The sequence below is a fragment of the Haloactinospora alba genome (assembly GCF_006717075.1).
Classification (GTDB): domain Bacteria; phylum Actinomycetota; class Actinomycetes; order Streptosporangiales; family Streptosporangiaceae; genus Haloactinospora; species Haloactinospora alba.
The window spans coordinates 1,307,270-1,334,264 of sequence record NZ_VFQC01000001.1 but is presented as its reverse complement, the minus strand read 5'-3'; the positions used below and the strand labels follow the sequence as shown (position 1 = coordinate 1,334,264).

24 protein-coding genes and 3 riboswitches are annotated in these 26,995 nt (G+C 69.4%); of the genes, 11 read left to right on the top strand and 13 right to left on the bottom strand.

Features of this window, described 5'->3' with window-relative positions; genetic code table 11:
- The first annotated feature begins 49 nt into the window (after window positions 1-49).
- Window positions 50-153: riboswitch (TPP riboswitch) on the top strand.
- The 5 genes from thiO to FHX37_RS06045 all read left to right on the top strand — a co-directional run bounded on the left by thiO (window position 150) and on the right by FHX37_RS06045 (window position 5,436).
- On the top strand, window positions 150-1,307 hold the full coding sequence (gene thiO, locus FHX37_RS06065; RefSeq protein ID WP_141922595.1) for a glycine oxidase ThiO: 1,158 nt from the start codon (window positions 150-152) through the stop codon (window positions 1,305-1,307). It overlaps the preceding riboswitch by 4 nt.
- Window positions 1,304-1,504, top strand: a complete 201-nt coding sequence (thiS, locus tag FHX37_RS06060) for a sulfur carrier protein ThiS (RefSeq protein WP_141922593.1) — start codon at window positions 1,304-1,306, stop codon at window positions 1,502-1,504. Before thiO ends, thiS begins: the two co-directional genes overlap by 4 nt.
- A 2-nt stretch (window positions 1,505-1,506) precedes the next feature.
- Window positions 1,507-2,301 carry a thiazole synthase gene (locus FHX37_RS06055; protein ID WP_141922591.1) on the top strand — a complete coding sequence of 265 codons (795 nt, stop codon included), beginning with the start codon at window positions 1,507-1,509 and terminating at the stop codon, window positions 2,299-2,301.
- Window positions 2,302-2,754: 453 nt separating this feature from the next.
- A complete protein-coding gene (gene pknB, locus FHX37_RS06050; RefSeq protein WP_141922589.1) occupies window positions 2,755-4,641 on the top strand; it encodes a Stk1 family PASTA domain-containing Ser/Thr kinase in 1,887 nt (628 codons plus the stop codon).
- A gap of 108 nt (window positions 4,642-4,749) precedes the next feature.
- The gene (locus FHX37_RS06045; protein ID WP_141922587.1) at window positions 4,750-5,436 is read left to right on the top strand and encodes a response regulator; all 687 of its coding nucleotides are present in this window, start codon (window positions 4,750-4,752) and stop codon (window positions 5,434-5,436) included.
- Between the two features lie 19 nt (window positions 5,437-5,455).
- Here FHX37_RS06045 and glpK read toward each other — a convergent pair whose 3' ends face one another.
- A complete protein-coding gene (gene glpK, locus FHX37_RS06040) occupies window positions 5,456-6,952 on the bottom strand; it encodes a glycerol kinase GlpK (RefSeq protein ID WP_246062123.1) in 1,497 nt (498 codons plus the stop codon).
- A 248-nt stretch (window positions 6,953-7,200) separates the two neighbouring features.
- Here glpK and FHX37_RS06035 point away from each other — a divergent pair, with 248 nt between their 5' ends.
- Together FHX37_RS06035 and thiI are read left to right on the top strand one after the other, a co-directional pair.
- On the top strand, window positions 7,201-8,226 hold the full coding sequence (locus FHX37_RS06035) for a 6-phosphofructokinase (RefSeq protein ID WP_141922585.1): 1,026 nt from the start codon (window positions 7,201-7,203) through the stop codon (window positions 8,224-8,226).
- 167 nt (window positions 8,227-8,393) lie between these two features.
- The gene (gene thiI, locus FHX37_RS06030; RefSeq protein ID WP_246062121.1) at window positions 8,394-9,668 is read left to right on the top strand and encodes a tRNA uracil 4-sulfurtransferase ThiI; all 1,275 of its coding nucleotides are present in this window, start codon (window positions 8,394-8,396) and stop codon (window positions 9,666-9,668) included.
- Window positions 9,669-9,801: 133 nt separating this feature from the next.
- On the opposite strand, the gene FHX37_RS06025 is transcribed toward thiI, so the two are convergent.
- The 8 genes from FHX37_RS06025 to fmt all read right to left on the bottom strand — a co-directional run bounded on the left by FHX37_RS06025 (window position 9,802) and on the right by fmt (window position 17,687).
- Window positions 9,802-10,230: a PH domain-containing protein gene (locus tag FHX37_RS06025; protein ID WP_141925049.1), complete on the bottom strand. Its 429-nt coding sequence runs from the start codon at window positions 10,228-10,230 to the stop codon at window positions 9,802-9,804.
- Window positions 10,231-10,297: 67 nt separating this feature from the next.
- Window positions 10,298-10,789 (bottom strand): 6,7-dimethyl-8-ribityllumazine synthase, encoded by a 492-nt coding sequence (gene ribH / locus FHX37_RS06020; protein WP_141922583.1) that lies wholly within the window; start codon window positions 10,787-10,789, stop codon window positions 10,298-10,300.
- An 84-nt stretch (window positions 10,790-10,873) separates the two neighbouring features.
- Entirely contained in the window at window positions 10,874-12,148 is a 1,275-nt protein-coding gene (locus FHX37_RS06015) for a bifunctional 3,4-dihydroxy-2-butanone-4-phosphate synthase/GTP cyclohydrolase II (RefSeq protein WP_141922581.1), read from the bottom strand.
- A gap of 268 nt (window positions 12,149-12,416) precedes the next feature.
- Window positions 12,417-13,031 (bottom strand): riboflavin synthase, encoded by a 615-nt coding sequence (locus FHX37_RS06010; protein ID WP_141922578.1) that lies wholly within the window; start codon window positions 13,029-13,031, stop codon window positions 12,417-12,419.
- Between the two features lie 105 nt (window positions 13,032-13,136).
- A riboswitch (FMN riboswitch) is annotated at window positions 13,137-13,267 on the bottom strand.
- A 78-nt stretch (window positions 13,268-13,345) separates the two neighbouring features.
- The gene (locus FHX37_RS06005) at window positions 13,346-14,344 is read right to left on the bottom strand and encodes a phosphatase PAP2 family protein (protein ID WP_246062119.1); all 999 of its coding nucleotides are present in this window, start codon (window positions 14,342-14,344) and stop codon (window positions 13,346-13,348) included.
- 144 nt (window positions 14,345-14,488) lie between these two features.
- Entirely contained in the window at window positions 14,489-15,154 is a 666-nt protein-coding gene (gene rpe / locus FHX37_RS06000) for a ribulose-phosphate 3-epimerase (protein WP_141922576.1), read from the bottom strand.
- A gap of 73 nt (window positions 15,155-15,227) precedes the next feature.
- On the bottom strand, window positions 15,228-16,673 hold the full coding sequence (locus FHX37_RS05995; RefSeq protein WP_141922574.1) for an RsmB/NOP family class I SAM-dependent RNA methyltransferase: 1,446 nt from the start codon (window positions 16,671-16,673) through the stop codon (window positions 15,228-15,230).
- Between the two features lie 75 nt (window positions 16,674-16,748).
- Window positions 16,749-17,687: a methionyl-tRNA formyltransferase gene (gene fmt, locus FHX37_RS05990; protein WP_141922572.1), complete on the bottom strand. Its 939-nt coding sequence runs from the start codon at window positions 17,685-17,687 to the stop codon at window positions 16,749-16,751.
- 196 nt (window positions 17,688-17,883) lie between these two features.
- Here fmt and FHX37_RS05985 point away from each other — a divergent pair, with 196 nt between their 5' ends.
- A complete protein-coding gene (locus FHX37_RS05985; RefSeq protein ID WP_141922570.1) occupies window positions 17,884-19,923 on the top strand; it encodes a primosomal protein N' in 2,040 nt (679 codons plus the stop codon).
- Window positions 19,924-19,948: 25 nt separating this feature from the next.
- Here FHX37_RS05985 and FHX37_RS05980 read toward each other — a convergent pair whose 3' ends face one another.
- Window positions 19,949-20,659: an SAM-dependent methyltransferase gene (locus FHX37_RS05980; protein WP_141922568.1), complete on the bottom strand. Its 711-nt coding sequence runs from the start codon at window positions 20,657-20,659 to the stop codon at window positions 19,949-19,951.
- A 153-nt stretch (window positions 20,660-20,812) separates the two neighbouring features.
- The gene (locus tag FHX37_RS05975) at window positions 20,813-22,147 is read right to left on the bottom strand and encodes an aminotransferase class V-fold PLP-dependent enzyme (RefSeq protein WP_141922566.1); all 1,335 of its coding nucleotides are present in this window, start codon (window positions 22,145-22,147) and stop codon (window positions 20,813-20,815) included.
- Window positions 22,148-22,218: 71 nt separating this feature from the next.
- Window positions 22,219-22,343, bottom strand: a riboswitch (SAM riboswitch).
- Between the two features lie 131 nt (window positions 22,344-22,474).
- Here FHX37_RS05975 and FHX37_RS05970 point away from each other — a divergent pair.
- The 3 genes from FHX37_RS05970 (at window position 22,475) to FHX37_RS05960 (ending at window position 25,473) form a co-directional block, all read left to right on the top strand.
- Window positions 22,475-23,710 carry a CaiB/BaiF CoA transferase family protein gene (locus FHX37_RS05970; protein WP_141922565.1) on the top strand — a complete coding sequence of 412 codons (1,236 nt, stop codon included), beginning with the start codon at window positions 22,475-22,477 and terminating at the stop codon, window positions 23,708-23,710.
- A gap of 11 nt (window positions 23,711-23,721) precedes the next feature.
- Window positions 23,722-24,912 (top strand): acyl-CoA dehydrogenase family protein, encoded by a 1,191-nt coding sequence (locus tag FHX37_RS05965; RefSeq protein WP_141922562.1) that lies wholly within the window; start codon window positions 23,722-23,724, stop codon window positions 24,910-24,912.
- A gap of 96 nt (window positions 24,913-25,008) precedes the next feature.
- The gene (locus tag FHX37_RS05960; protein ID WP_141922560.1) at window positions 25,009-25,473 is read left to right on the top strand and encodes a nitroreductase/quinone reductase family protein; all 465 of its coding nucleotides are present in this window, start codon (window positions 25,009-25,011) and stop codon (window positions 25,471-25,473) included.
- Between the two features lie 106 nt (window positions 25,474-25,579).
- Here FHX37_RS05960 and FHX37_RS05955 read toward each other — a convergent pair whose 3' ends face one another.
- Window positions 25,580-26,215 carry an RDD family protein gene (locus FHX37_RS05955; RefSeq protein ID WP_170181510.1) on the bottom strand — a complete coding sequence of 212 codons (636 nt, stop codon included), beginning with the start codon at window positions 26,213-26,215 and terminating at the stop codon, window positions 25,580-25,582.
- An 82-nt stretch (window positions 26,216-26,297) separates the two neighbouring features.
- The gene (locus tag FHX37_RS05950) at window positions 26,298-26,834 is read right to left on the bottom strand and encodes an RDD family protein (RefSeq protein ID WP_141922556.1); all 537 of its coding nucleotides are present in this window, start codon (window positions 26,832-26,834) and stop codon (window positions 26,298-26,300) included.
- Between the last annotated feature and the right edge of the window lie 161 nt (window positions 26,835-26,995).

Genomic DNA, 26,995 nt, shown 5'->3' with positions numbered 1-26,995 from the left:
CCCGCGGGGAACACCGCGCTGCGGACAGAGGTCCTAGACTCGCAGGGAGAGAACACCCCGCGGGAGCCGAACCGGCTGAGAGGGAGGCGCCGTGCCTCCGACCGCAAACCTGATCCGGGTCATACCGGCGAAGGGAGGGAGGAACAGCTGTGCACACGAACGACTCCGATGTCGTGATCGCCGGCGCGGGAGTGATCGGCCTCGTCACCGCGTGGCGGGCCGCACAACGCGGCTTGCACGTCACCATCGTCGCCCCTGAGATCTCCGAGGCCGCTTCCCCAGTCGCGGCGGGAATGCTCACTCCCGCGTCAGAGGCCACGTTCGGCGAGGAAACGCTGATGCGCTTCGGAACCCTGTCCCGTAACCGCTACCCGGAGTTCATCACCGAGCTGGAGGAGGAGAGCGGCACTCCGACGGGGTACCGGACCGAAGGCACACTGCAGGTCGCATTCGACACTGACGACCTCGCAAAACTCACCGACCTCGGTGAGTTGCAGAACCGGCTGGGGATCAAGACCGAACGGCTCACCGCTCGCGAGTGCCGCCGCTTGGAGCCGATGCTGGCACCGGCGGTGCGGGGCGGGATCGTCGCCCCGGACGACCATTCCGTCGATCCACGCGCGCTCATGGCAGCGCTGCGCACAGCGGCGGAACGGCATGGTGCCGTCGGCGTGCGGGACCGCGTTACCGAGGTTCTGTACGCGCAGGGACAGGCCGCGGGGCTGCGGCTGGAGTCCGGTGGCGAGGTGCGCGGCCGCCACGTGGTACTGGCGGCCGGTGTGTGGACCGGCGCCATCAGCGGCCTGGCACCCGGCCTCCTACCGGAACTGCGACCGGTCAAGGGCCAGCTTCTGCGGCTCCGGACGCCCGAGGACCAGGAACCGGTCGTGACCCGTACCGTCCGAGGGCTCGTCAAGGGAACGCCCGTCTACCTCGTTCCGCGCGCCAACGGGGAGATCGTGCTGGGCGCCACCCAGGAGGAGATGGGCCATGACACCCGGCTGACCGTGGGCGGCGTGTGGGAGATCCTGCGGGATGCCCACGAACTCGTCCCCGGCGTCAGTGAGCTGGAGATCACCGAAACATGTGTGGGTTTGCGGCCGGGAAGCCCGGACAATGCCCCCCTGTTGGGTCCGACCCGCACTCCCGGCCTGCATCTGGCAGTCGGACACCATCGGCACGGCGTGCTCCTCACTCCTGCTACCGGGGATGCCATGGCCGAGGCCCTGGCCGGTGGCGAACTTCCCGATTATGCGCGCGCGTTCGCCACGGACCGTCTGCCCACCGGGAGCGAGGAGGAACGATGAACGTGGTTATCAACGGAGAGCAGCGCGAGGTACAACCGCACACGAGTGTGGGTGAGGCGGTTCGCTCCGTCACCGACACTTCGCACCGCGTCGCTGTGGCGGTCAACGACGAGGTGGTCCCGCGAGCGCGGTGGGAGCACACGGAACTCAGCGACAACGACCGCGTGGACGTACTGACACCCGTGCAGGGAGGCTGACCATGCCCGAGAACAACGGCCAGGCTGCCCCCGCACTCCCCCGCGACCCCCTCGTTCTCGCCGGACACACTTTTTCCTCCCGGCTCATCGCGGGAACCGGTGGCGCCCCCTCACCACAGGTACTGGAAGAGGCCCTCCGCGCTTCGGGGACCGAACTCACCACGGTGGCGATGCGGCGTGTCTCCCCGGAGACGCGGGGGTCGGTATGGGATGTGCTGCAACGCAACGGGATACGCCCGTTGCCGAACACGGCGGGGTGCTTCACCGCCGCTGACGCGTTGCGTACCGCTCGCCTCTCCCGCGAGGCGCTGGGCACGGACTGGGTCAAGTTGGAGGTGGTGGCCGACGAGCGAACCCTGCTCCCGGATCCGGCAGAGCTCCTCGAGGCGGCGGAGAGGCTGGTGGACGACGGGTTCACGGTGCTGCCCTACACCAACGACGATCCCGTTCTCGCCCGGCGGCTGGAGCAGCTCGGCTGCGCCGCGGTCATGCCCCTGGGCGCCCCCATCGGTTCGGGCATGGGCATCCGTAACCCGCACAACATCGAGCTCATCGTGGAACAGGCCGGGGTGCCCGTCATCGTCGACGCCGGAATCGGCACCGCGAGCGAAGCGGCGCTGGCCATGGAGCTCGGCTGCGACGCGGTGCTGTTGGCAAGCGCGATCACCCGTGCGCACGACCCCGCGCTGATGGCGGCGGCCATGCGGGACGCGATCCGCGCGGGGCGGGGTGCCTACCAGGCCGGCCGGATACCGGTACGCCGTTACGCCCAGGCCTCCTCCCCCGCCCCCGATTGAGGTCCGAGTGGCACGATCCCGTTGCCGTGCCAAGACGTCCCGGGAAGGCGCGCGGTCACCTCCGCGTGGGTGGCGCGGCCGGGCTGTTCCGCCCGGTGCCCGGCCGGGACGCGGCCCCTCCTCCCCGGGGCGGCATGTGTCACAGGAACGGGCGGAAGCAAAGCCCGCGGGACGGGTGGGCTCCCCGACGGCACGAGCCGCCCGGAGGTCCGCGCACGCGTCGCGGTTGGTCCAGGCCAGATCGAGCACGCGCGATCACACCTATAATCACGTGGGTGGCGCGACCTCGTGCCGGGGCCGTGTTCGGTGGACGCCGTTCGTCACGAGCGACGCATCCAGCGCCGCACGGTGGGACAGGCGTCCACCGAACAGGGCCCGGCCGTCCGGCGACGCGAGGAACGCGGCTGGAGACTTCCCCGAAGCAGAGAGTAGGCAAGGGCTTTCGCCCCGGAAATCTCGATGGTAACTGCGGACCCCCTCATAGGTTCGACGCTCGACCACCGGTACCGCATAGAGTCGACCGTCGCCGGTGGTGGTATGGCCACCGTCTACGTGGCCCGTGACACCCGCCTCGACCGGCGGCTGGCGTGCAAGGTGATGCATGCCTCTCTCGCCCAGGACCCGGTGGCTGTCCGCCGTTTCATCAACGAGGCGCACTCGGTGGCCAGACTCTCCCACCCCAACGTCGTACAGGTGTTCGACCAGGGGACCGACCAGGGGCATGTCTACCTCGCCATGGAGTACGTTCCCGGTCGTACGCTGCGCGAGGTCCTCGACGAGCGTGGGAACCTCCCCGCCGCGGAGGCCCTGGGAATCATGGGATCGATGCTGGCGGCGCTGGGGGCCGCGCACAACGCCGGCATCGTGCACCGGGACGTGAAACCCGAGAACGTTCTGCTCACCGAGGACAACCGGGTCAAGGTGGCCGATTTCGGGCTGGCACGGGCAGGGCAGTCCAACAACCAGCAGATGACCCGCACCGGCACGGTGATGGGTACCGCCGCCTACCTCGCCCCGGAACAGATCGAACAGGGCAGTTCGGACACGCGCAGCGATGTCTACGCCGCTGGCATCATGCTGTACGAACTCCTCACCGGCGCGCAGCCGCACACCGGCGAGAACGCGATCTCTGTCGCCTACCAGCACGTCAATGCCGACGTTCCCCGCCCCTCCGCCACGGTTCCCGGACTTCCGGACGGGGTCGACCGGTTGGTGACCAAAGCGACCGAGCGCGACCCGCGCTACCGCCCGGCGGACGCGAACCAGTACCTGTCCGAAGTACTGGAAGCCGCACAGGCCGCTTCCCCGCAGCCGAACGCCCCGGTGGAGCCCACCCTGCCCCACACGGCGGGGAAAGCCACCCCCGGGTCAGGCAACGAGACCCTGGTCGTCGACGTGGACAGCGTCGAGGATGACGGCCCCGGCTCCCGGCGCTGGTGGTCCCGGTGGCCGGCGCTGGTCGTGGCCGGCGCGCTCGCTCTCGTCCTGATCGCGTTCGGGTGGTGGTTCCTGTTCGGCCGCTACGAGCAGGTCCCCGACGTCGTCGGGGCTACCCCCTCCGCCGCCGAGGAGCAGCTGGCCGAGGACGGCCTGCGGCTCAAGGTGGACGACAACACGGTCTACAGCGACGACGCGCGGGAAGGAGAGATCGCCTCCGCGGCGCCCGCCATCGGGGACCGCGTCCTTCCCGGCGAGGCCGTGACAGTGGTCGTGTCCAAGGGGCCGCGGACCGTGGATATGCCGGACGTCACGAACTCCTCGGCCGAGGACGCCCGTTCCACGCTGGAGGACGCCGGCTTCTCCGAGTTCGAGGAGAAGGACGAAGCCTCACGGGAACAGCCGGTGGGTACGGTTCTGGCAACGGACCCGGCTCCCGGTGACAACGCCGACCGGGAGGAGTCCGTGACACTGACCGTGAGTTCCGGGGTCGAGGTTCCCTCGGTCACGGGCATGGACGAGGACGAGGCTCGTTCGGAACTGGAGGACCAGGGACTCGGTGTCGAGGTCACCGAACAGTCCAGCGAGGACGTCGCCGAGGGCGAGGTCATGGAGCAGGACCCGGCCTCGGGGGACAACGTCAGCGCCGGCGACACGGTCACGCTCACCGTCTCCTCCGGTGAGGAGGAGTTCACTGTCCCCGACGTGACGGGGTGGAAGGTCAAGGACGCCCGCGAGGAGTTGGAGGATCTCGGTCTCAACGTGGAGGTCAACGAGATCCTCGGCGGTGGCCAGCGGGTCAATGACTACTCGCCCACCGGAACGGTGACGAAGGGCGACACCGTGGAACTGCTCACCACCCCCATCCCACCGCCCCAACGGGGCGGCCCCGATGACGGGTAGCTCCGGGAACCGGCGAGGTTCCCCGCAACGGGGTTGATGGCGCCGGGCGCCTCGGAGAGGGACAAGAGGTGTGTCGCCAGCGGTGGGGACAGGCTATGGTCTCGTGGCATGGACACACCCGCCGATGCGAACCGAGTCCGGGTCATGGTGGTCGACGACCACCCGATGTGGTGTGACGCGGTGGCGCGTGACCTCGCTGAAGCCGGGATGGACGTTGTGGCGACAGCCGGCAGGGGCGACAAGGCGATCCGCGTGGCGCCCGCCGCCCAACCCACCGTCGCGGTGGTTGACCTCCAGCTTCCCGACATCTCCGGGGTTGAGGTGACGCAGCGGCTCGTCGCCATGGCCGAACCACCCCGTGTCCTGGTGCTCTCGGCCAGCGGTGAGCAACCCGACGTGCTCGACGCGGTGAAAGCGGGAGCCACTGGCTATGTGGTGAAGTCAGCCAGCCGGGAGGAACTCATCGCGGCGGTGGGAAGCGTCCACGAGGGCGAAGCGGTTTTCACCCCCGGTCTCGCCGGACTCGTCCTCGGTGAGTACCGCAGGATGGCTTCCGGACCGCAGTCAGCAGCCACGGGTGAGAACGAGCGGGGAGACACTCCTTACCTGACCCCTCGGGAGACGGAGATTCTGCGCCTGGTGGCCAAGGGGCTGAGCTACAAACGCATCGCCGAGCGTCTCACTGTCTCCCACCGCACAGTGCAGAACCACGTGCAGAACACGCTGAGCAAACTCCAGCTGCACAACCGCGTGGAACTGGCCCGCTACGCCATCGACCAAGGCTTGGACGAGTGAGGAACGCGGGGAGGGGAACTCACCCCAGGTCCGCCCACCCCTTGGAACGTTCGACAGCGGCGCGCCACCGGCGGTACGCGGTGTCATCGCGCTGACCGGGCTCGAAGCGCCGGTCGAGTTGCCACGTTCGTGCCAGCTCCTCGGTGGACTCCCAGACTCCCGTGCCGAGGCCGGCGAGGAAGGCGGCTCCCAAAGCGGTGGTCTCCTGCACCACGGGACGGGCGACGCTCACGGAGAGCTGGTTGGACTGGATCTGGCACAGCAGGTTGTTACCGGCCGCGCCGCCGTCGACCCGTAGCTCGGGCAGCTGTTTCCCCGACGCGTTCGCCATGGCTTCGGCGACGTCCCGCACCTCGAACGCGATCGCCTCCAGCGTCGCGCGTGCCAGGTGCGCCCGGCCGGTACCGCGGGTGATACCGAAGACCGCACCACGCGCCTGGGGATCCCAGTCCGGGGCGCCCAGACCGGTCAGTGCGGGAACGAACACGACCCCCGCGGAGTCACTCACGCTGGCTGCCAGCGCCTCGGACTGCGGAGCCCGGTCGATCAGCCCCAGACCGTCGCGCAACCACTGCACCGCCGCGCCCGTGACGAAGATCGACCCTTCCAGTGCGTACTCCGTCGCACCGTCGGGATGCTGCCACAGGACCGTACTGAGCAGGCCGTGCTTCGGCTCCACCACCTCCGTGCCGGTGTTGAGCAGCACGAACGATCCCGTTCCGTACGTGCACTTGGACGAACCCGGCTGGTAGCAGGTCTGGCCGAACATCGCGGCCTGCTGGTCTCCGGCGATCCCGGAGATCGGGATCCGCAGCCCCAGGAACACGTCGGGGTCGGTCTCTCCCACCCTGCCGTACGAGGGCACCACCTCCGGCAGGGCGCTCGCGGGCACTCCGAACAGCTCACACATCTCCGGGGACCACTGTCGGGTCCTGATGTCGTAGAGCAGGGTCCGTGAGGCGTTGCTGGCGTCGGTGACGTGCCGGGCCCCGTTGGTCAGCCGGGAGACGATGTAGGAGTCCACGGTTCCGACGACAACGTCGCCGGACTCGACACCGCTCCACGCGCGCCGGTCGTTGCGTTTCACCCAGGTGAGTTTGGTGGCGGTGAAGTACGGGTCCAGCCGCAACCCGGTCACGTCCGTCACCCGGCTCTCGTGTCCCTCGTCGCGCAGTTCCGTGCAGATCCCCGCGGTGCGTCGGTCCTGCCACACGATCGCGCGGCGGGGCGAGTTGCCGCGCGCGCGGTTCCACAGCACGGCCGTCTCACGCTGGTTGGTGATGCCGACGCACGTGGGGGTGGTTCCGGTCGCGTCCAGAGCCTCTTGGCACGCTGCCAGTGTCGCCTGCCAGATCTCCTCGGGAACGTGTTCCACCCAGCCGGTCTGCGGATAGTGCTGACCGAATTCGTGGTAACCGCGGGCCAGAACTGTGCCGTTCTCACTGACGATGAGCGCGGTGACGCCCGTCGTCCCGGCGTCGATGGTGAGCACGGACATCGGGTTGGCCTCCAGCATGTTGGACGACTATGGTCTAGACCATGTGGGCGGACCGGACGGGCACGCGCGTCTCGCTGTGGACTGTCGTCCTGCGCATCGTTGCGGAGGGACCAGCTGGTCACACAGGAAGGACGGATACCGTGACGTCCGCCACATCGTTGTCGTTAGGCTGACGGCGGCGGGCCGCGAGGTCAAGTGTCCATGCGCGGGCGCTCTGCTCCCGGCATGGCATTCGAGATGTTCCAACGAGTTCGAGGAGTACACGCATGCGAGTCGGGGTGCTGACCGGTGGCGGCGACTGCCCGGGACTGAACGCGGTCATTCGCGCGGTGGTCCGCAAAGGCATCAAAGACTACGGCTACGAGTTCGTAGGTTTCCGCGATGGTTGGCGCGGCCCCCTCGAGGGCGACACTATGCCGTTGGACCGCGCTGCGGTCAGCGGAATCCTTCCGCGTGGCGGCACCATTCTCGGGTCCTCACGCACCAATCTGTTGAAGATCGACGGTGGGGTCGAGCGGGTCAAGGACAACATGGCCGGACTCGGTATCGACGCCCTGGTCGCCATCGGGGGCGAGGACACGCTCGGGGTCGCGACCCAGCTCCACGACAGCGGGGTCAAGGTCGTCGGAGTGCCCAAGACCATCGACAACGACCTCAACGCGACCGACTACACGTTCGGCTTCGACACGGCCGTGAACATTGCCACCGAGGCCATCGACCGGCTGCACACCACCGCCGAGTCCCACCACCGCGCTCTGGTCGTCGAGGTCATGGGGCGGCATGCCGGGTGGATCGCCCTGCACTCCGGTATGGCCGCGGGGGCGAACGTCATCCTGATCCCGGAGAAGCCCTTCGACATCAACGAGGTCGTCTCCCACGTGGAGAGCCGGTTCAAGACCAACTACGCTCCCATCATCGTCGTCGCGGAGGGGGCCCACCCGCAGGAGGGCCAGATGGAGCTGGCGACCGGGGAGAAGGACGCCTTCGGCCATGTCCGGCTGGGCGGAATCAGCCAGCGCCTCTCCGAGGAGATCGAGTCCCGGACCGGCAAGGAAGCCCGCTCGGTCGTGCTCGGTCACGTGCAGCGCGGCGGCACCCCCTCCGCGTTCGACCGGGTGCTGGCGACCCGCCTGGGTGTGAACGCCATCGAGTCGGTGCACGACGGCGCGTTCGGAACGATGGTGGCGCTGCAGGGTACCGACATCAACCGGGTGGGGCTTTCCGCAGCGACGGACAAGCTCAAGACCGTTCCCTCGGAGCGGTACGAGGAGGCTGAGGTGTTCTTCGGCTGACCCGGACCTCCCCAGCCACGTTCCGCGCTCCGCCGCAGCCTCCGCTGTGGCGGAGCGCGTCTCTGTACCGGTGCGACCAGTGGCCCGCATGGCCGATACTGGAGGTAGGGCCCCGTACGCCGGGGCTACGCCCACCGCACCCTCCGGAGCACGCATAGGAGACGCACGTGACCGCTACGTCCGAGACCACAGAAGGGTCGCAGACCGCACACGCTGCCGGCCCGGCCGGACGTGATGCTGGCGAGCTGTGCCTGCTGATGAAACTCGGCGAGATCGTCCTCAAGGGCAGCAACCGCAAGCTGTTCGAGCGCAGGCTGCACAGCAACATCCGCTCGGCCGCACGGGGGCTTGGCGACATCAAGCTCTCGCAGCGCGGCTCGGGGGTGATCATCATCCGGCTGCCGGACGCCCCGGACGAGCGTGTGGCCGAACTCGCCGAGCGGGTACGCAACGTCATGGGGATCGTGTGGGTACACCTGGTGCGCCGCGTCGCCAAGGACGTGGACACGGTAACCGACGTCGCCGTGCGTTCCCTGGCTGACCGCACCGGCACCTTCGCGGTGCGGGCCCGGCGGCGGAACAAGCGGTTCCCGATGAGCTCCTCCGAACTCGCGGGCTACGTGGGAGCGCGGATCAAGGAGCACCACGGCCTCGCGGTGAACCTGAAACACCCGGACAACACGGTCTTCCTGGAGGTCGACAAGGACGAGGTGTTCGTCTTCACCGACGGCATCCCCGGCCAGGGAGGACTCCCGGTCGGGATGAGCGGGCGTGGCCTCGCCCTGATGTCCGGCGGTATCGACTCTCCCGTCGCCGCGCACCGGATGATGCGCCGAGGTCTGAAGGTCGACTTCCTGCACTTCTCCGGTATGCCGTTCACCGGCCCGGACTCGATCTACAAGGCCTACAGCCTGGTGCGCCAGCTGGACCGGTTCCAGGTGGGGTCCCGGCTGTTCGTGGTGCCTTTCGGCAAGGCTCAGCAGCAGCTCACGACGTCGGGAACCGACCGGCTACAGATCCTCGCCCAGCGGAGGTTGATGCTCAAGACCGCTGAGGCGCTGGCCGACAACCTCGGCGCCGAGACCCTGATCACCGGTGACGCGCTGGGGCAGGTCTCCAGTCAGACGATGACGAACATCACCGCGCTGGACGACTCGGTGGATCTTCCGATCCTTCGCCCCCTCATCGGTATGGACAAGGTCGAGATCATGGACCAGGCACGGGCGATCGGGACGTTGTCCATCTCCGAGCTCCCTGACGAGGACTGCTGCACCCTGCTCACCCCCCGCCAGGCGGAGACGGCGGCCAACGTCGGCGACCTGCGCCGGATCGAGAAGCGGCTGGATGCCGAGGAGCTCGCCGAGCACCTGGTTACCACCGCCCAGGTGCACAAACCCAGTTTCCTCGGGGAGGAGACCGTCACGGTTCCCTCCTCCGGATGATCTGAGCCACTCACCCCCACCCGGCAGCGCCGAACGGTTTCGCGCTCGTTCCCGAGGAGCCTCCGAGCCTTCGGGAGGGACCGGCGGCTGCAGCCGCTGGCCGCCCCGCGGCGGACGCGGGGTGGGGATGTGTTCAGGGTTCCTGTGCCTCGCCGCGGTCGTGCAGCAGGCTCCGGAAGCGGGAGAGGTTCCTCCGGGCGGTCTCACCGTCGCTGCTCTGGATACCCAGTACGGCCAGGGTCGAGCCGTCGGCCAGGTCGATCGTCGGCCACGGCTCACCCGTGGGCATCCGGATGTCGATGATCTCCGCCCATTCCAGCACGTGGGTCCGGATACTGTTCACCACGATGACCTGGTTCTGTTCGGCCACCAACCGTGGCCGCCCCAGCAGGTGAAGTGCGAACACCGCGAACACCCCGAAGAGGACCAGGCCGGCGCGGTCCTGCAGCCTCCAGTCCGGCGGCAGGATCAGCGCGAGGACCACCATGGTCGCCAGGACGAGAGCAGCGAGTCCGTAGGCGACGAGGCGAATGTTGCGTGGCCGCCACGTCACCGTCGCCATCGGGTCCCCAGCCGCCTTCTGCACAAGCCCTCTTCCTCCGTATCTCGCGCGCTGCCGCCCCGCCGTCTCACTGACCGGCTCGGCTCCCGGCGCGTACGCCGCGTAGCACCAGGGCGGTGTCCAGCGCTGCCACCACGGCCTCGGTTCCCTTGTCCTCACGGCTTCCCAGGAAACCGGCCCGATCCCACGCCTGCTCCTGGTTATCACAGGTCAGCACCCCGTGGGCGACCGGGGTTGCGGACCGCAGCGCGACCTCGGTGATCCCCTGGGTGAACGACTGGCAGACATAGTCGAAGTGCGGGGTTCCGCCCCGTATGACGACCCCCAGAGCCACGACGGCGTCGTGCTCCCGGGTGAGTTCCTGTGCCGCCACCGGAAGCTCGACGGTGCCGGGAACCCGCAGCACAGTGGGGTCCTCCACCCCGGAGCGGCGCGCGGCATCCAGCGCGCAGTCCAGCATGGTGTCGACGATCTCGGTGTTCCACCGGGTGGCGACGATTCCCAACCGCAGACCGGTGGCGTCTACGGCGAGGTCCTGGGGACGTCCTGCAGCGGTCATTGTCGGTTTCCTCGTTTCGTGGTGGGTGGGGCTGGGGTGGTTGCTTTTCTCCCGCCCGACAGGACGAGGTCTCTCGTGCTCCGGTCAGGTGGCGGCGGCGATGTCCGGAAGGTCGTGGCCCATTCGGTCCCGTTTCGTGCGCAGGTAGTGCAGGTTGTCGTCCGTGACGGCGGTGGGCATGGTGACCCGTTCGGTCACGGCTATGCCGTGCCGGGCCAGCCCTTCGACCTTGCCGGGGTTGTTGCTGAGCAGACGCACCGAGTGGACACCGAGATCGTCGAGGATCCGGCCGCCGGCACTGAAGTCCCGCGCGTCGGCGGGCAGTCCCAGTTCGAGGTTGGCGTCGACGGTGTCCGCTCCGTCGTCCTGCAGGTGGTACGCGCGGAGTTTGTGCAACAGCCCGATGCCGCGCCCCTCGTGTCCGCGCAGGTACACGATGACCCCGCTCCCGTGTTCGGCGATGCTGGCCATGGCCACCTCGAGCTGGGTACCGCAGTCGCAGCGGCGTGAACCGAAGGCGTCGCCGGTGAGGCACTCCGAGTGGAGCCGGGTGAGGACATCGGTGCCGTTACCGATGTCACCGTGGATCAGAGCGACGTGCTCGGCCCCGTCCGCCGATCCCCGGTAACCCACGGCACGCCACTCCCCGTGCCGGTTGGGTATCCGCGTCTCGACCACGCGCCGGATCCGGGCGGGGACGGCCGAGGGGGTGGTCTCCGCTGCTCCCAGGTGCTGCACGAGTTGTTCGATGGAGACGAGACGCAGGCCGTGTTCGTCGGCGAACTCGCGCAGCCGCGGTAGCCGGGCCATCGTCCCGTCGTCGTTGACCACTTCGGCGAGCACACCCGCCGGCTGCAGTCCCGCCAGACGGGCCAGGTCGACCGAGGCCTCGGTGTGCCCACGCCGGTTGAGGACGCCGCCGGAGCGGTACCGCAGCGGCAGGATGTGGCCGGGGCGGACGAAGTCCTTCGCCGTGCTTTCCCCGTCGGCGAGCAAACCGATCGTACGGGCACGGTCCGCGGCGGAGATTCCGGTCGTGATGCCCGAGCGCGCGTCCACCGTGACGGTGTAGGCGGTACGCATGCTCTCCTGGTTGGCCGTGGTCATCAGGGGGAGCTCGAGCCGGTCGAGGTCGTCCCCGAGCATCGGTACGCAGATGACGCCCGAGGTGTAGCGGATCATGAAGGCCAGGAGCTCCGGGGTGGCCTTCTCGGCAGCGAATATGAGGTCACCTTCGTTCTCCCGGTCCTCGTCGTCCACCACGACCACGGGACGGCCCGCGGCAAGGTCCGCGAGAGCACCGGGTATGTCGTCGAGGTGGATCGGGGTTTCGGGCGTCTCGCTGACGGTACTGGCCATCCTCGCTCCTTGCTGTGGGTCATTGCTGGAGAGGTGGGTGCGCCCGGTTGTCACGGCTCACCGCCTCCCCGTTGCGGTAGGGGTCATGTCTCGCGTACGTGGGCAACCGTCGGCCCCTGTTTCCGGTTCCCACGGCGACGGCACGGTGGGGTGCTCCCTCCCCCCGCGTACCGGAGCCGGGGATGGAGAAGCCGGATCCGCTGGTCGGGACCCGAGCACCGGAACACGGTGGCGCGGTTCCGGACCGGCCGCGGTTCCCGGATCGTTCTCATCCGGCCGCGCTCCGGTCGCCGAGCAGGCGTTCCACGTACTTGGCGAGGACGTCGACCTCCAGGTTGACCGGGTCACCGACCTGTTTGTGGCCGAGAGTGGTCCACGCGAGGGTGGTCGGGATCAGAGCGACACTGAAGGAGGTCTCGGTCAGCGACGCGATGGTGAGGCTGACTCCGTCCACGGTGACGGAACCCTTCCGCACCGTGTATCGGGCGAGTTCCTCCGGGAGTGAGACACGGACGGTCTCGCCGTGTTCGTCGTCACGGCGTTCCAGGATCTCCCCGGTCCCGTCGACATGGCCCTGGACGATGTGTCCGCCGATCCGGTCCGAGACCGCTGCGGCGCGCTCCAGGTTGACCGGGGCCCCCGGGAACAGGTTGCCGAGGCCGGAGCTGTGCAGTGTCTCCTGCATGACGTCGACGGTGAAGCTGTCCGTCGACGCTTCGGTCACGGTCAGGCAGACGCCATTGACGGCTATGGAGTCACCGGGCCGCGCGTCCGAGACGACGGTTGGCCCGTATAGCTCCAGACGGTGGTTCTCCCCCGGCGCGTCGCTGACAGGCGCAATGGAGCGAACCTCACCCAGTTCCTCCACGATTCCGGTAAACACGTCCGAATTATCCCCTTCACCTGCTCGGCTCCGGGGATGGACTGGTGCGGCGACCGTCTCGACGTTCGGATACGGCGGCACACATCACCGGCGCCATCCGAACGCACGCGTACTTCCTCCCATCCGGACTTTCACCGTCGGCACCGGAATTCCACCGGTTCCACCGGCCGAGCATGTCGGTCGGGTCGCGGACTGTCACCGCCGGTTCGGACTTTCACCGACCCCGGAGCACGCGTTGGATTTACGTTTGTTGAAACAAGTGTGCCATGACGGAGCATTCCCTGGGGAGCGGGGAACCCGCAGCGTTCCTGTTCTCACACTCCCGCTTCCTGGGCTTCCTGGGTGCCGGGGCGTTGCGCCAGCCCCATACGCACGAACAGTTCGGGGGCTCCCAGCGCGGTCCAGGCCCCGATGAGCGCGTAACCGACGTAGTCGCCCACCGCTCCCACAGCACCGTTCCCACCAGGCAGCGCGAGGCGCAGTACCACCATGATGAGGACCAGCCCGGTAACACCGAACACGTACCGTGTCACGCGGGAAACGACCGGACCCGACGCGCTGTACCAGCCCCGCACCGCGAGCACGGACAGTCCCGCCAGCACGCCGAAAAACGCACCACCCGTGGTGACCAGGTGTTCCACGGACGCACCGGGCACCGTCCCCGGGACCGATCCGCCCCACCCCTCCGGGGGCTCCCACCCGCCGCGGACTGCCTGCCACGACGCCGCCAGTGCCAGGGGGAGAAGCGAGACGCCTCCTGCCATGCCGAGCTGGACCGTCAGGCTGCGCTGGCGCCACCAACGCAGCACGGTGCCCTCGTAGCGCAGCATCCCCCACAACAGTCCCAGCCCTACCGCCAGGCCGACCAGTACGTCGCTCAGGAAGTGCACCCCGAGGTAGACACGGGAGAACGCGGTCAGACCGATCGCCGCTCCGGCCACCGGCCACGACCACCGCCAGGATATCCTGGCGGCCGCGTACCCCCACCCGACCGTCGCCGTCTGTGTGTGGCCCGAGGGAACGCCGAACGTGTTCTCCGTGGACATCGGCGTCACGGACGAGTCGAACCAGTACGGTCGCGCACCGTAGGCGAGGCTCTTGAGTAACCCGTTAATCACCGATGTTCCGAGCAGGGCTACACCGATCCGCGCGCCGAAGCCCGCGTGCACGCACCAGAACAGCAGCGGCAGCAGCGCGAGGAACAGCATCTCCGAACCGAGGGCGCTCACCGCGAGCATCGGCTGTTCCAGCCATCGCCCCAGAGCCTGGATGCCCCGGATGATGCTGACCTCGACGTCCCAGACCGCGTTCAATGGACACACCTCGCTGTTTCGACCAGCGCTCGCACCCGTCCGGAGCAAGCAATTGCTACCGGATGGTAAAGGTGAAATCCGTACAAGCCCAGAGCCGCGAGCTCACCTCTCCCTCGGTGGTGGGGCTCCTTCGCTCCAGAGCCTTTAGTGTGCTTCCCGTTGTGCCTGGGCACGTAGCGCGTCAACAGCGGCGGCGGGGTCCTCCTTCCCGTACACCGCCGATCCGGCCACGAAGACGTCCGCTCCCGCCGCGGCGGCCTGCTCGATCGTGTCGGCGCTGACGCCACCGTCGACCTGGAGTCGGACCGTTCCCCCACCACCGTCGATCAGTTCCCGGGCGCGCCGGATCTTCGGTACGACCATCTCGAGGAAACTCTGCCCGCCGAACCCCGGTTCAACGGTCATCAGCAGAACCATGTCCAGTTCCGGCAACAGCTCGGCGTAGTGCTCGACCGGTGTGGCGGGGTTGATCGCCAGTCCCGCACGCGCGTGCTCAGCACGGATGGTGCGCAGGGTCCGCACGGGCGCCTTGGCGGCCTCGGCGTGGATGGTCACCCCGCCGGCTCCGGCCTCGGCGTAGGACGGAGCCCACCGGTCCGGGTCCTCGATCATCAGATGACAGTCCAGCGGAAGGTCCGCCACGCGGTGTAACGACTCCACAACGGGAAGCCCCAACGTCAGGTTGGGTACGAAATGGTTGTCCATGACGTCGACGTGCAGCCAGTCGGCCGAGTTCGCCACCGCCGCCGCCTCGTCCGCGAGATGAGTGAAGTCAGCGGACAGGATGCTGGGAGAGATCTGGATTGCCACATCCGGCAGTCTAACGAGTCCCCTCGTGGGAGGCGGGAACGGCACCGGCCGCTTCCGTTCCCGGACCACCACCTCAGTGTTTGCGCAGCAGCGCCACGAAGATCGCGTCGGTACCGTGCCGGTGCGGCCAGAACTGCGCGTACTCGCCCGCCGCCACGTCCGCGACACCGGTGAGCTGGTCAGCGGCGCGCACGGCGGTGACGTCGTCGCGTTCGCCGCGGACCGCGTCGACGACGCCCCGGGTCTCCCCCAGATGCGGCGAGCACGTGGCGTACCCCACCACCCCGCCGGGGCGAACCGCGTCCAGCGCGCGTTCGAGCAGCTCACGCTGCAGCGGCACCAGCTCGGTCACGGTCGCCTCCGTGCGCCGCCACCGCGACTCCGGGCGTCTGCGCAACGCGCCCAACCCGCTGCACGGAACGTCCACGAGCACCCGGTCGAACGTGTCGTTCCGCCACGCCGGACGGGTGGAATCGGCGACGACCACCTGCGCCTCACCGGCGGAACCCTCGACCGCGCCGGCGAGCAGTCCCGCCCGGGCGGGACGCATCTCGGCAGCGAGCAACCGCGCCCCGCGCTCGCCAGCGATGCCGGCGAGCAGGCCGGCCTTCCCGCCCGGTCCCGCGCACGCGTCCAGCCAGTGGGCGTCCCTTCCCTCGATCGGGGTACGGAGCACGGCCAGCGCCGCCAACTGGCTGGCCTCGTCCTGCACGGCGGCACGACGCTGGTGAACCTCGGGCAGCGCTGCCGGGTCGCCCTCCGGCAGGTAAGCGGCGTAGGGGGAATAGGCCGCGGGTACCGCGCCACTGTGCGACAGCTCTTCCACCGTGGCCCGCCCCGGCTTCGCCACCAGAGGGACCAGAGGGCGTTCGTTGTGTGTCGTCAGCAGCTGCTCGGTCTCCCGCAGCTCGCCGTCAGGCGCCTCTCCCAGCGCTTCGGCCAGGGCCGCGACGATCCAACGCGGGTGGCTGTGGCGCACCGCGAGACTGCCCAGCGGGTCCTCCGACCGCGGTGGGGAAACGACCGCGAGCCACTGTTCCAGATCGCGGGCGGCGACCTTGCGCAGCACCGCGTTGACGAACCGGGAGCGGTGGCGTCCCACGACGGTCCGCGACAGTTGGACCGTCGCGCTCACGGCAGCGTGCGGCGGGATCTTCGTCGCCAGCAGCTGGTGGGCGCCCAGTCGCAGCAGCGGTACGACCTCGGCGTCCACCGACGCCAACGAGCGGTCGATGCACACGTCCAGCACCGCGTCATAGCTCCCCTGGCCGCGCAACGTACCGTAGGTGAGTTCGGTCGCCAGAGCGGCGTCCCTTCCCGACACGCCTCGGTCACGCAGCACGGAGGGCAACAGCAGGTTCGCGTAGGCGTCCCGTCGGAGCACCGCGCACAGGACGTCGTAGGCGGCCCGACGAGCGGGGTCGCCACCACCGGCTGAGGTGGGTGCGGCACCCCCGGACGCACCTCCGTGGGTCCCGCTACGAGGGGAACGCTTCGGGGAACCGGAACGCTGTGTCACTTCTGGAATCCGTCTCAGTGTCGACCGGGAACGCGGTTGGCACAAACCGAGGGTACGCCACCCGAGAACGGCGCCTTACCCGTCCTGGGAGGCACCGAGGCGTTCCGTCTCCGAGGGCCGCACCCCCCGTGCCCAGTCCACCGCTGTCATGGAGCGTTTCCCCTGGGGTTGCACGTCGCCCAGTTCAACGGGGTGAGTGGCTGTTCCCACGAGCACACGGTGCTTGTCCGCCGAGACACGTCCGGCTTCCAACCGTTCCGCGTCGGTGCGGGGACGGACCGGCCCGAGCTTCAACCGACTGCCGCGGAACGTGGTCCACGCCCCAGGCGCGGGTGTACAGGCGCGCACGAGGCGGTCCACCCGCATCGCGGGGGTCCCGAAGTCCACCTCCGCGTCGGCCGGGGTGAGCTTCGGCGCGTAGGACGCGTCGCCGTCCTGCGGGCGGGCCACGACGTCACCCGACTCGATGCCGTCCACCGTTCGCACCAACAGGCCGGCGCCGGCGTACGCGAGGCGTGTGAGGAGCTCTCCGCTGGTGTCGCGTGGACCGACCGGTTCGGTGACCACGCCGTAGACCGGTCCGGAGTCGAGGTCGGGCTCGATCTGGAAGGTGGCGGCTCCCGTGACGTCGTCCCCGTGCAGCACCGCGTGTTGTACGGGCGCGGCGCCGCGCCACGCCGGCAACAGCGAGAAGTGCAGGTTGACCCAACCGTGCTCGGGGACGTCCAACGTCTCACGACGCAGCATCGCACCGTAGGCCACGGTGGGGCAGCAGTCCGGCGCGATCTCCCGCAACCGCTGCAGGAAATCCGGATCGTCCGCCTTCTCCGGTTTGAGTACTTCCACACCAGCGGCTACGGCGGTCTCGGCCACCGGACTGGCCGTTACCTTGCGGCCGCGCCCCGCGGCGGCGTCCGGCCTGGTGACGACCGCTGCCACCTCGTGCCCGGACGACAGCAGCGCGTGCAACGACGGCACCGCTACCTGGGGCGTTCCAGCGAAGACCAGCTTCAAGGCGTCTCTCCTCACTCACCGTCGGGCGATCGTGTCCTTGTTTACCAGGGGAACCAGCGGTCAGCGGACACACGAGCCCGCCGTGGCGGGAGACGGCCGGCGGACAACGGACACGGCACCGCTCCGGATGCCGGAACCGCCGCCAACGCGACCGGCTCCCGGAATACGTCGTAGCGCTCTGGTAAACCGGAACTCGATGACTGCGCAGCCCACCCCCGGGGAAGGGACTCTCTTCGACACGCCACGAGCCGCCACCGCCGCGGCGTCCGGTCCGAAAAAGCGCGCTCCCGCCCCCGAGGAACCGATCGCCCGTGTCGCGGTGGACACTCCGCTCCCGCACCTCGACCGACCGTTCGACTACCGCGTGCCCGAGAGCATGCACACCACCGCCGTACCGGGGTGCCGGGTGCGGGTGCGGTTCGGTGGCCAGGTCCGCAGCGGGTTCCTCCTTGAACGGGCGTCCTCCTCCGACTTCGACGGCCAGCTGTCCTACCTGCACCAGGTCGTCTCCTCGGAACCCGTCCTCACCCCGGAGGTGCGCCGGCTCTCCCGTGCCGTCGCCGACCGCTACGCCGGAACGCTCAGTGACGTGCTGCGGCTGGCGATACCGCCGCGACACGCGCGGGTGGAGCGGGAACAACCGGAACCGCCCCAACCCGCTCCCGCGGAGCTTCCTCCCCACGGACCGTGGGAGAACTACCCGCACGGGCCGTCCTTCCTGGCCGCGCTGCGTTCGCAACGTTGCCCCCGCGCGGTCTGGAACGCGCTACCCGGGTCCGACTGGGCCGACACGGTCGCCATCGCGGCGGCCACCGCGCTCTGGTCCGGCCAGGGGACGGTCGCGGTCCTCCCGGACGGTCGGGATGTGGAGGCTCTCGACACCGCGATGCGCGAGCGGCTGGGAAGCGGGCGCCACGTGGCGCTCACCGCCGACCTCGGTCCCGCCGAACGCTACCGTCGCTGGCTCTCTGTGCTGCGGGGACACGTGCGCGTGGTCGTGGGAACGCGTGCCGCCATGTTCGCTCCCGTCCACGAGCTGGGGTTGGTGGTCCTGTGGGACGACGGTGACGACGTCCACTGCGATCCGCACGCCCCCTATCCCCACGCGCGTACCGTGCTGACCATGCGCGCCCACCACCTGGGAACCGCCGCGCTTGTCGGGGGATTCGCGCGCACCGCCGACGCCGCGCAGCTCATCGAGTCCGGGTGGGCGCATCCGTTGACCGCCGACCGCACCACCCTGCGTTCCCATGCCCCACGGGTGCACGCCTCCGGCGACGACAGCGAACTCGCCCGCGACGACGCCGCGCGCAGCGCCCGCCTTCCGCTCCGGGCGCTGCGGATGGCACGCGAGTCCTCCCAGACGGGCCCGGTACTCATCCAGGTACCGCGACGGGGCTACCTCGCGTCCCTGCTGTGCCAGGGGTGCCGGGGATCAGCCCGGTGCGCCTCCTGCCAGGGGCCGTTGGCGGTCCGCAGCGCTCACGCCATGCCCTACTGCCGGTGGTGCGGACACCTCGCCGGAGCCTGGAGCTGTCCCACCTGCGGCGGTTCGCGCCTCCGCGCCGGCGTCGTGGGAACGCGGAGGACCGCCGAGGAGCTGGGACGGGCGTTTCCCTCCCTGCCCGTGCACACCTCCGGACGGGACGAGGTCCTCACCGCCGTGTCGGACCGTCCCGCTCTCGTGGTGGCCACCCCCGGGGCCGAACCGAGCGCCCCGTCCGGTTACACGGCCGCGCTGTTGCTGGACGGGTGGGCTCTGCTCGACCGTGCCGACCTGCGAGCGGCGGAGGAGGCGCTTCGGCGGTGGTACAACGCTGCGAGCCTGGTACGCCCCGCCGACGACGGTGGACGGGTCGCCGTCGTGGCCGAAGCCGGGCTGTCCGCGACCCAGGCGCTCGTCCGGTGGGACCCGGCCGGCTTCGCCGAACGGGAACTCGCCGAACGCCGGGAGCTCGGGTTTCCGCCCGCGGTGGCCATGGCGTCGGTAACGGGAGAACCGGAACACGTGCGCGAACTTCTCGCCGACGTCACCCTCCCGGAGTCCGCCGAGGTACTGGGACCGGTCCCTGTTTCCAACGAGGACAGCGACAGCACCGAACGCGCACTGTTGCGGGTGCCACGCGGGGACGTTCTGGAGCTGGCCAGGGCTCTCAAAACGGCGACGGCTGCCCGTAGCGCCCGCAAGGACGAGCATCTGGCGCGTGTACGGATGGATCCGCTGGAAGTCGTCTAGGGCTATGGGAGCGGAAAGGGACCGTTCACTCCTTGCGCCCCACTCCCGCCGGTATCCCCGTTCCGGCGCTGGCCACCTCATGGTCCGGGTACGGCCACCACGCGAGGTCGGCCACGCCGGGGGCGAGCAGTGTGAAGGGGGAGAACACGGCGGCTGTCAGAGTGGTCCGGGCCGTGTCAGCGCTGTCCGGCTCCCGTGCCATCGCCAGGTAGCTGCCGGAGGGCATCACCTCGTACAGTGCCGGCACCAGGTCGCCACCCCTCATCACGCTCTCCGGGAAACACCCGCTGTCCACCAACAGGGCCGCGGCCGGAAGCCGGAAGTCCACCAGTCCCCGTTGTTGGAGCCGCTCGGCGAGCTCGTGGGGGCCCGACCCCGCAGCCACCACGGACACGGCCTCACCGCGCGCGTGCGCCCTGCCACGCAGCGGGACCGTTCCCTCCGGATCCACATAGACGATCCGCGCCGTCGCGACGTGGGCGTCAGCGACCTGTTGGACCACCTCCCGGACCGGAAGCCGCGAGCCCATGTCGATGAACTGCCGCACCCCAGCGTCAGCGGCGAGGTAGGCCACGACCCGCCGGAGGAAACCCCGCTTCTCTTCCGCGTTCCCGACCGGCTCCGCGCCGGCGCCGGGCCGGGGACGGTGGGTCTCCATGTCGATCACGCGCGGGCTGGGAATCTCAGCGGCGGGCCTCTCCGGATCCGTGTGCAGTGCCCGCCGCTCGTCAGTCACGATCGCACTCCCAGCGCCGTCGGCCGGTTCCGGGGCCGGACCAGAACGGATTGTGTCCGCCTGCCGCACCCACCCCTTCGTTGGGGTTCGATGTTACCCGGTGCCGGTGACGTTATTCACCCATACGCAACACTCCTGTGCGACAGGTTGCTGTCACCAGCGCGGGTCGGGCACGGGCACGAGGTGCCCCCCGTCGTCCCGGTACTCCCAGCGCGGACCGTGGTCGGCGAGTTCGGACAGCGCCGCGACCAGCCTGTCGACGTGCTCGGGGGTCGTTCCCAGGCCCAGACTGGCGCGTACGGCCTGCCCGTGACCGTCCGGAAGCAGCCCGCGGGTGAGGGGGTGGGCGCAGAACAGTCCGTCCCGCACTCCGATCCCGTACTCCGCTGCCAGGGCCGCTCCCACCAGATCGCTGGGCAGACCGTCGACCACGAACGACACGATTCCCACACGGGGATGGTTCCTGTGCCACAGACCGAGGTCGTGCACCTTTCCGACGGTTGCTATCCCCTCCCGCAACCGGGTCAGCAACTCCTGCTCCCGTTCGTGCAGCCGGTCCTGACCAGCGGCCCGGAGCGTGTCACAGGCGGTTCCGAGCGCCACGGCGCCCAACAGGTTGGGGGTGCCCGCCTCGTGGCGGGCGGGCAGGTCGTTCCACCGTACGCCGTCCTCGGACACGAGACGGGTGGCGCCTCCGCCGGCAAGGTAGGGGTCCGCGGCCCGCAACCAGTCGGTGCGGCCCGCCAGCACACCCGAGCCGAAGGGCGCGTAGAGCTTGTGTCCGGAGAAGGCCACGTAGTCGGCTCCGGTCTCGGCCAGGCTGAAGGCGCAGTGCGGGACGAGTTGGGCGGCGTCGACGACGATACGCGCGCCTTCCGCGTGGGCCACGTCCGCCAGCTCCTCCACCGGCCACACCTCCCCGGTGACGTTGGACGCGGCCGTGACACAGAGCAGGCGCGGCCCCTCGGGAGCGGCGCGAAGCGCCGCCCGGGCCGCCGCCACCGCCTCCTGGGGGTCGGAGGGCAGCGGGAGCTGGCTCAGGTGGCCGACGCGGCTGCCGCGGTGTTGCCACGGCAACAGGTTCGCGTGGTGTTCCGTGGAGAAGACCACCACCGAACAACCGTCGGGAACGGCACGGGCCAGCAGGTTGAGCGCGTCGGTGGTTCCCCGGACGAACAGCACGGTGTCGTTGTCGCGCGCGTCGACGAACTCCGCCGCCGAAAGCCGCGCACGCTCGTAGGCCCTGGTACTGAGTTGGGAGTGGAAACCGGCGCCGCGGTGCACGCTCGCGTAGTAGGGCAGTGCGGCGTGCAACGCCTCCTGCACCGTGCTGAGGCACGGGGCGCTCGCGGCGTAGTCGAAGTTGGCGTAGTCGACCCGTTCTCCCGTCACCAGCGGGACGGGAACCTCGGATCCGACGAGGCTCGTGTCCGCGGGTTCGTTCCCTGCGGCACAGGAGGACAGCGGGTCAGTGGCGACAGTCGTCATCAAGGCACCTCCACGGGGCCGTTAGGGACCCCTGGAGATGCGGCGGCGCCGTCGTCGCCTGCTTCCCGCGGGGTCCGCGCTTGCCTGACACGGTTGCGTTCGGTCGTGTCTCGACCTGGTCCTCACCCGGGGCACCCCACCGCGGAAGGAGGGTTGCCGGCCAGTTAGCCGGGGCTTAACACTGGCACTCATGACCTGTTTGGGAACTTTAGCGCACCATGGCGGATTGTGCGCAATCGCCCCCCGCTCGACGACGACGCCCCGGCGCCATGGCATGGTGATGACATCGGGGCGCGCCCATCGAGGACGATGAGGAGTGGTGCGTACATGCCCAACAGCGATTCCGGTTCGGACCAGCCCCTGGCGGGTGTCAGGGTTGCTGACCTCTCACGTGTGCTTGCGGGTCCCTACGCGACCATGCTCCTCTCGGACATGGGTGCCGAGGTCGTCAAGGTCGAACACCCAGGCGAGGGCGACGACACCCGTGCCTGGGGGCCGCCGTGGGAATCGGGCGAATCCGCTTACTTCCTCTCCGTGAACCGGGGAAAGCGCAGTCTGGCCGTCGACCTCAAGGACCCGGACGGGGCGGCCGCTGTGCGTGAGATCTGCGCCGGTTGCGACGTGCTGATCCAGAACTTCCGCCCCGGCGTCATCGACAGGCTCGGGCTCGACTACGCCTCGGTCCGGGAACGGAACCCCGCTGTGGTCTACTGCTCCATCAGCGGGTTCGGCCCCGAGCACGATCCCGCCGACCGTCCCGGTTTCGACGCCGTCATGCAGGCCGAGAGCGGGCTCATGGCCGTGACCGGGGCTGGTGACCAGGCCAGCAAAGTGGGAGTGGCTATCACCGATGTGCTTACCGGCCTCAACGCCGCGGTCGCCATCCTCGGGGCCCTGTTGCGCGCGCGCGTCACGGGTCAGGGTGAGCACATCTCGGCGTCGTTGGTGAACTCCGCGCTGTCCGGCCTCGTGAACGTCGCGCAGGGGGCGCTGGCTACGGAAACGGAGCCTCAGCGGTACGGGAACGCCCACCCGGCGATCGTGCCCTACCAGGTGTTCGGCACCGCCGACGCCGACATCATGGTCGCCGCCGGCAACGACGCGCTCTTCCGCAAGCTGTGCGCCGTACTCGGGCGGGACGACCTCAGCAGTGACCCCCGATACACCACCAATCCCGACCGGGTCGCTCACCGCGCGGAGCTTGTGGAGGAGATCCAGGCCGAGCTGCGCACCCGGCCAGCGCACGAGTGGACGGAGTCGCTGTTGGAGGCCGGGGTGCCGGTCGGCAAGGTGCGCGGCGTGCTGGACGCGATCCGTACCGCCGACGCGGCCGGCGACGACGTGACCCGCACCGTGCACCACCCCACAGCGGGGAGCTTGGAGCTCCTGCGCGCGGGGTTCCGGTTGGGAACCGCCGAGGGGAGGAGGGATGGAGGGTCGGATCCGCCTCCCCTGCTCGGGCAGCACTCCAGACAGATCCTCACCGAGGTGGGGCTGAGCGCCGACCGCATCTCGGAGATGATCGAACGCGGTGCGGTACGGGTGGCGAGTAACGGCGAGTAGATAGGACTGTCATGACTGACCAGCGCAAAGCCTCACCGCCGGACCCGGACGACTTCCTCGCGGTCGACGGGTCGCTGTCCGGTGAGGAACGCGACATCCGCGACACCGTCCGCGGGTTCGGGTCGCGGGAGTTGCTTCCCCACGTCGCGCAGTGGTTCGACGCCGGGACCATCCCGGAACCGCGCGCCCTAGCGAAATCGCTCGGAGAACTCGGCGTCTTCGGCATGCACCTGCACGGTTACGGTTGTGCGGGGGCGAGTGCCGTGGCCTACGGGCTGGCGTGCCGTGAGCTGGAGGCGGTCGACTCCGGGTTGCGGAGCTTCGTCTCCGTCCAGGGGTCCCTGGCCATGACAGCGATCCACAAGTTCGGTTCGGAGGAGCAGAAGGAGACGTGGCTGCCGCGTATGGCGGCGGGGGACGTGATCGGCTGCTTCGGCCTGACCGAACCGGATTCCGGCAGTGACCCGGGGTCGATGCGTACCAGCGCCCGCCGCGACGGTGACGGCTGGGTGCTCAACGGCACGAAGATGTGGATCACGAACGGCTCCATAGCCGACGTCGCCATCGTGTGGGCCGGCACCGAGGACGGCATACGTGGTTTCCTCGTTCCCACCGACACTCCTGGTTTCACCGCCAACACGGTGCACCGGAAACTCTCCCTGCGGGCGTCGATCACGTCGGAACTGGTGCTGGAGGACGTGCGGCTGCCCGAGGAGGCGCTACTGCCCGGGGCGTCGGGGCTGGGGGCTCCGCTCTCCTGCCTCAACGAGGCGCGCTACGGGATCGTGTGGGGAGCCGCGGGCGCCGCGCGTGCGTGCTACCGGGCCGCTCTGGACTACGCCACGACGCGGGAGCAGTTCGGCGGGCCGATCGCCGGGTTCCAGCTCACCCAACGCAAGCTCGCCGACATGCTCGTCGACGTCAACCAGGCCGGACTCACCGCCCTGCAGATCGGGCGGCTCAAGGACCAGGGTGCGTGCCACCACAACCATGTGAGCTTCGGCAAGTTCTCCTGTGTCGCCGCGGCGCAGCGGGTGGCGCGCCTCGCGCGCTCCGTGCACGGCGCGAACGGCATCACCCTGGAGTACCCGGTCATGCGGCATATGGCGAACCTGGAAACGGTCGCCACGTACGAGGGCACTGAGGAGATCCATGCGCTCAGCCTGGGACAGGCTGTGACAGGCGTCTCCGCCTTCCGCTGAGTCCCCGGTGCGCAGCCTGCTCCACGTTCCCGGCAGAGTGGGTAGGCTCGATCCTGAGAACTCCGCGACCGCGGGGCGACCCTGAGGAGATACCCGATGGCCAACGACACGTCGCGTTTCCCCACGACGAAGTTCTGGCGTACCACGAACGCCATCATTGCGGGGTTCGTCAAGTACGGCATCGGCACCCCGGACCTACGGCTGCTCACCACGCGCGGCAGCAGGTCGGGTTTTCTCCACACAACTCCGATCAGTCTGCTCGAGAACGACCGGGGACGTTTCCTCGTCGCTCCCTACGGCCCGGTGGGCTGGGTACACAACATACGCCAGGACGGATTCGCCACGCTGCGTCACGGTGGCTGGATCGAGCTGATCAGCGTGGTCGAGGTGGGGCCGGGCCGGGCAGCCCCGGTTCTCAGGGAATACCTGGACCATCCGCGGTCCGCGGTCGTCGGCCCCTATTTCTCCGCCTCCCCGGACGCACCCGTCGACCGGTTCGAGGACGAGGCCGCGGCCCACCCGGTCTTCGAGATCGTGCGAAGCACCACCGTCCGCCTGTAGTCCGCCCGGGGGCGGGCGGCGCCCTGTCGGGCCGCTGCGGTGGCGCCCGCCGCGGTGCGTGTCAGGCCCTGCTCCACCGCCCCCGACACGCGGGGCCGGGGAACGATCAGCTCGTACGTACGACGACAGTGCCGCCGAGCTTGTCGTGCCACCCCTGACGGTTGGGACGGTCCCACGTCGGCCACAGTGCGAGGAACACCGCAGCCGCGGCCGCGACCAGGACGGCGAGGGCGAAGGGAAGGCTGTAGCAGAGCAGCGCCCAGAGGTGCAGCAGCGCCGCCCGAGCCAGCATCGACGCGACCGGGATCGGCCCCTGCCATCCCGCCCCGGCGAGCGGCGCCACCTCGATCCCCAGCAGGTGCTTCCCCAGGGTCCGGCGCCACTTGCGGACACACACCGTGTCGTAGACGGTCAGAACGAGGAAGAGTACGACACCGGTCAGGATCGAGGCTCCCTCGCCCGATGAGAAACCGTCTCCCGCGATCCACCGCGCCGTGGAGACCAGGAACATCGTGAGCAGGACCACCAGGACCGTCGGCAGGGCCAATACCACGCCGTCGATCAACCGCGCCGCCACCCGTTGCGGCCACGATGCCAACCGCTGCCGCTGGCCGGAGGCCTGCCACTGCTCAGCGCCGGCGGCGGGCTGCCAGGCGGCGTCCGCGCCGGTGTGAGGGGTCCCGGGGGAAGCGGCCGCTCCTTCCGCGGTACCGGACCTGGGATCGGGGTTCTCGAAGGACACGTTCCTGTGCTCCTGGCGCGTCGGGAAACTCGTGGGAAGACCCGTTCGGCGGTGCTGTACGGATGTCACGGGCCGAAGCGGGCTACGACGGTACCGCGTTCCTCTCCCAACGGATCACAGCGGTGTCCGCGAGCTTGTCGTGCAACCCCCGGTGCCGCGGCTGGTCTATGAGCGCGGAGACCACAGCGTAGATCGACACTCCCGCTCCCAGGAGGCTGAGGACACTGACAAAGTTCAGTAGTACCGAGAGGAACAGCACGGCTGACCGTTTCACCAGGGAGAGCATGGGCGGTGGGGAGGGGTGGCCGCCAGTGGCGCCGACAACGCGCACCCCGGCCAGGAGCTTGCCCACGGTCGCACCGTACACGCTGGTGAACAGGGCCTCGTAGGCCACGTAGAGCGTGAACACCACCAACGACTGGACGAGGCTCGCCGGGAGCTCCATCATCCCCGTCGCGTCGACGCTGTCCCCGCCGGGGACCGTGCGTGCGATGACCGCGTTGACCAGCGCGGCCAGGCCGGCGAAGATCACCAGATCGACGAAACGCGCCAGGACGCGCCGGAGCAGAGCGGTCTGCGGCTGCGGAGGACTGCCACCCCGCTGGTCTGCTGCGTTCATACCACCCCGTCCTTGGGACGTCGCCGTTGTCGGAACCGGGGACCCCGCGCGATCCCGCGACGGTTCTGACACGAGGGTATTCCGTCCTGTTTCCCGTGGGGTACCCGCTGGCGCCCGTGCCGGGGACCCCACGGTGCTCCCCTCCCTGCCACGCGGCGGAC

Excerpts from the sequence above, each read along its gene's own strand:
- FHX37_RS06035 (WP_141922585.1), top strand. The coding sequence starts at position 7,201 with ATGCGAGTCGGGGTGCTGACCGGTGGCGGCGACTGCCCGGGACTGAAC.
- thiS (WP_141922593.1), top strand. The coding sequence starts at position 1,304 with ATGAACGTGGTTATCAACGGAGAGCAGCGCGAGGTACAACCGCACACG.
- glpK (WP_246062123.1), bottom strand. The coding sequence starts at position 6,952 with ATGCTGGAGGCCAACCCGATGTCCGTGCTCACCATCGACGCCGGGACG.
- FHX37_RS06055 (WP_141922591.1), top strand. The coding sequence starts at position 1,507 with ATGCCCGAGAACAACGGCCAGGCTGCCCCCGCACTCCCCCGCGACCCC.
- FHX37_RS05950 (WP_141922556.1), bottom strand. The coding sequence starts at position 26,834 with ATGAACGCAGCAGACCAGCGGGGTGGCAGTCCTCCGCAGCCGCAGACC.
- ribH (WP_141922583.1), bottom strand. The coding sequence starts at position 10,789 with ATGACCGCTGCAGGACGTCCCCAGGACCTCGCCGTAGACGCCACCGGT.
- FHX37_RS06045 (WP_141922587.1), top strand. The coding sequence starts at position 4,750 with ATGGACACACCCGCCGATGCGAACCGAGTCCGGGTCATGGTGGTCGAC.
- FHX37_RS05970 (WP_141922565.1), top strand. The coding sequence starts at position 22,475 with ATGCCCAACAGCGATTCCGGTTCGGACCAGCCCCTGGCGGGTGTCAGG.
- FHX37_RS06025 (WP_141925049.1), bottom strand. The coding sequence starts at position 10,230 with ATGGCGACGGTGACGTGGCGGCCACGCAACATTCGCCTCGTCGCCTAC.
- FHX37_RS05965 (WP_141922562.1), top strand. The coding sequence starts at position 23,722 with ATGACTGACCAGCGCAAAGCCTCACCGCCGGACCCGGACGACTTCCTC.
- FHX37_RS06015 (WP_141922581.1), bottom strand. The coding sequence starts at position 12,148 with ATGGCCAGTACCGTCAGCGAGACGCCCGAAACCCCGATCCACCTCGAC.
- FHX37_RS05985 (WP_141922570.1), top strand. The coding sequence starts at position 17,884 with ATGACTGCGCAGCCCACCCCCGGGGAAGGGACTCTCTTCGACACGCCA.
- FHX37_RS05975 (WP_141922566.1), bottom strand. The coding sequence starts at position 22,147 with ATGACGACTGTCGCCACTGACCCGCTGTCCTCCTGTGCCGCAGGGAAC.
- FHX37_RS05960 (WP_141922560.1), top strand. The coding sequence starts at position 25,009 with ATGGCCAACGACACGTCGCGTTTCCCCACGACGAAGTTCTGGCGTACC.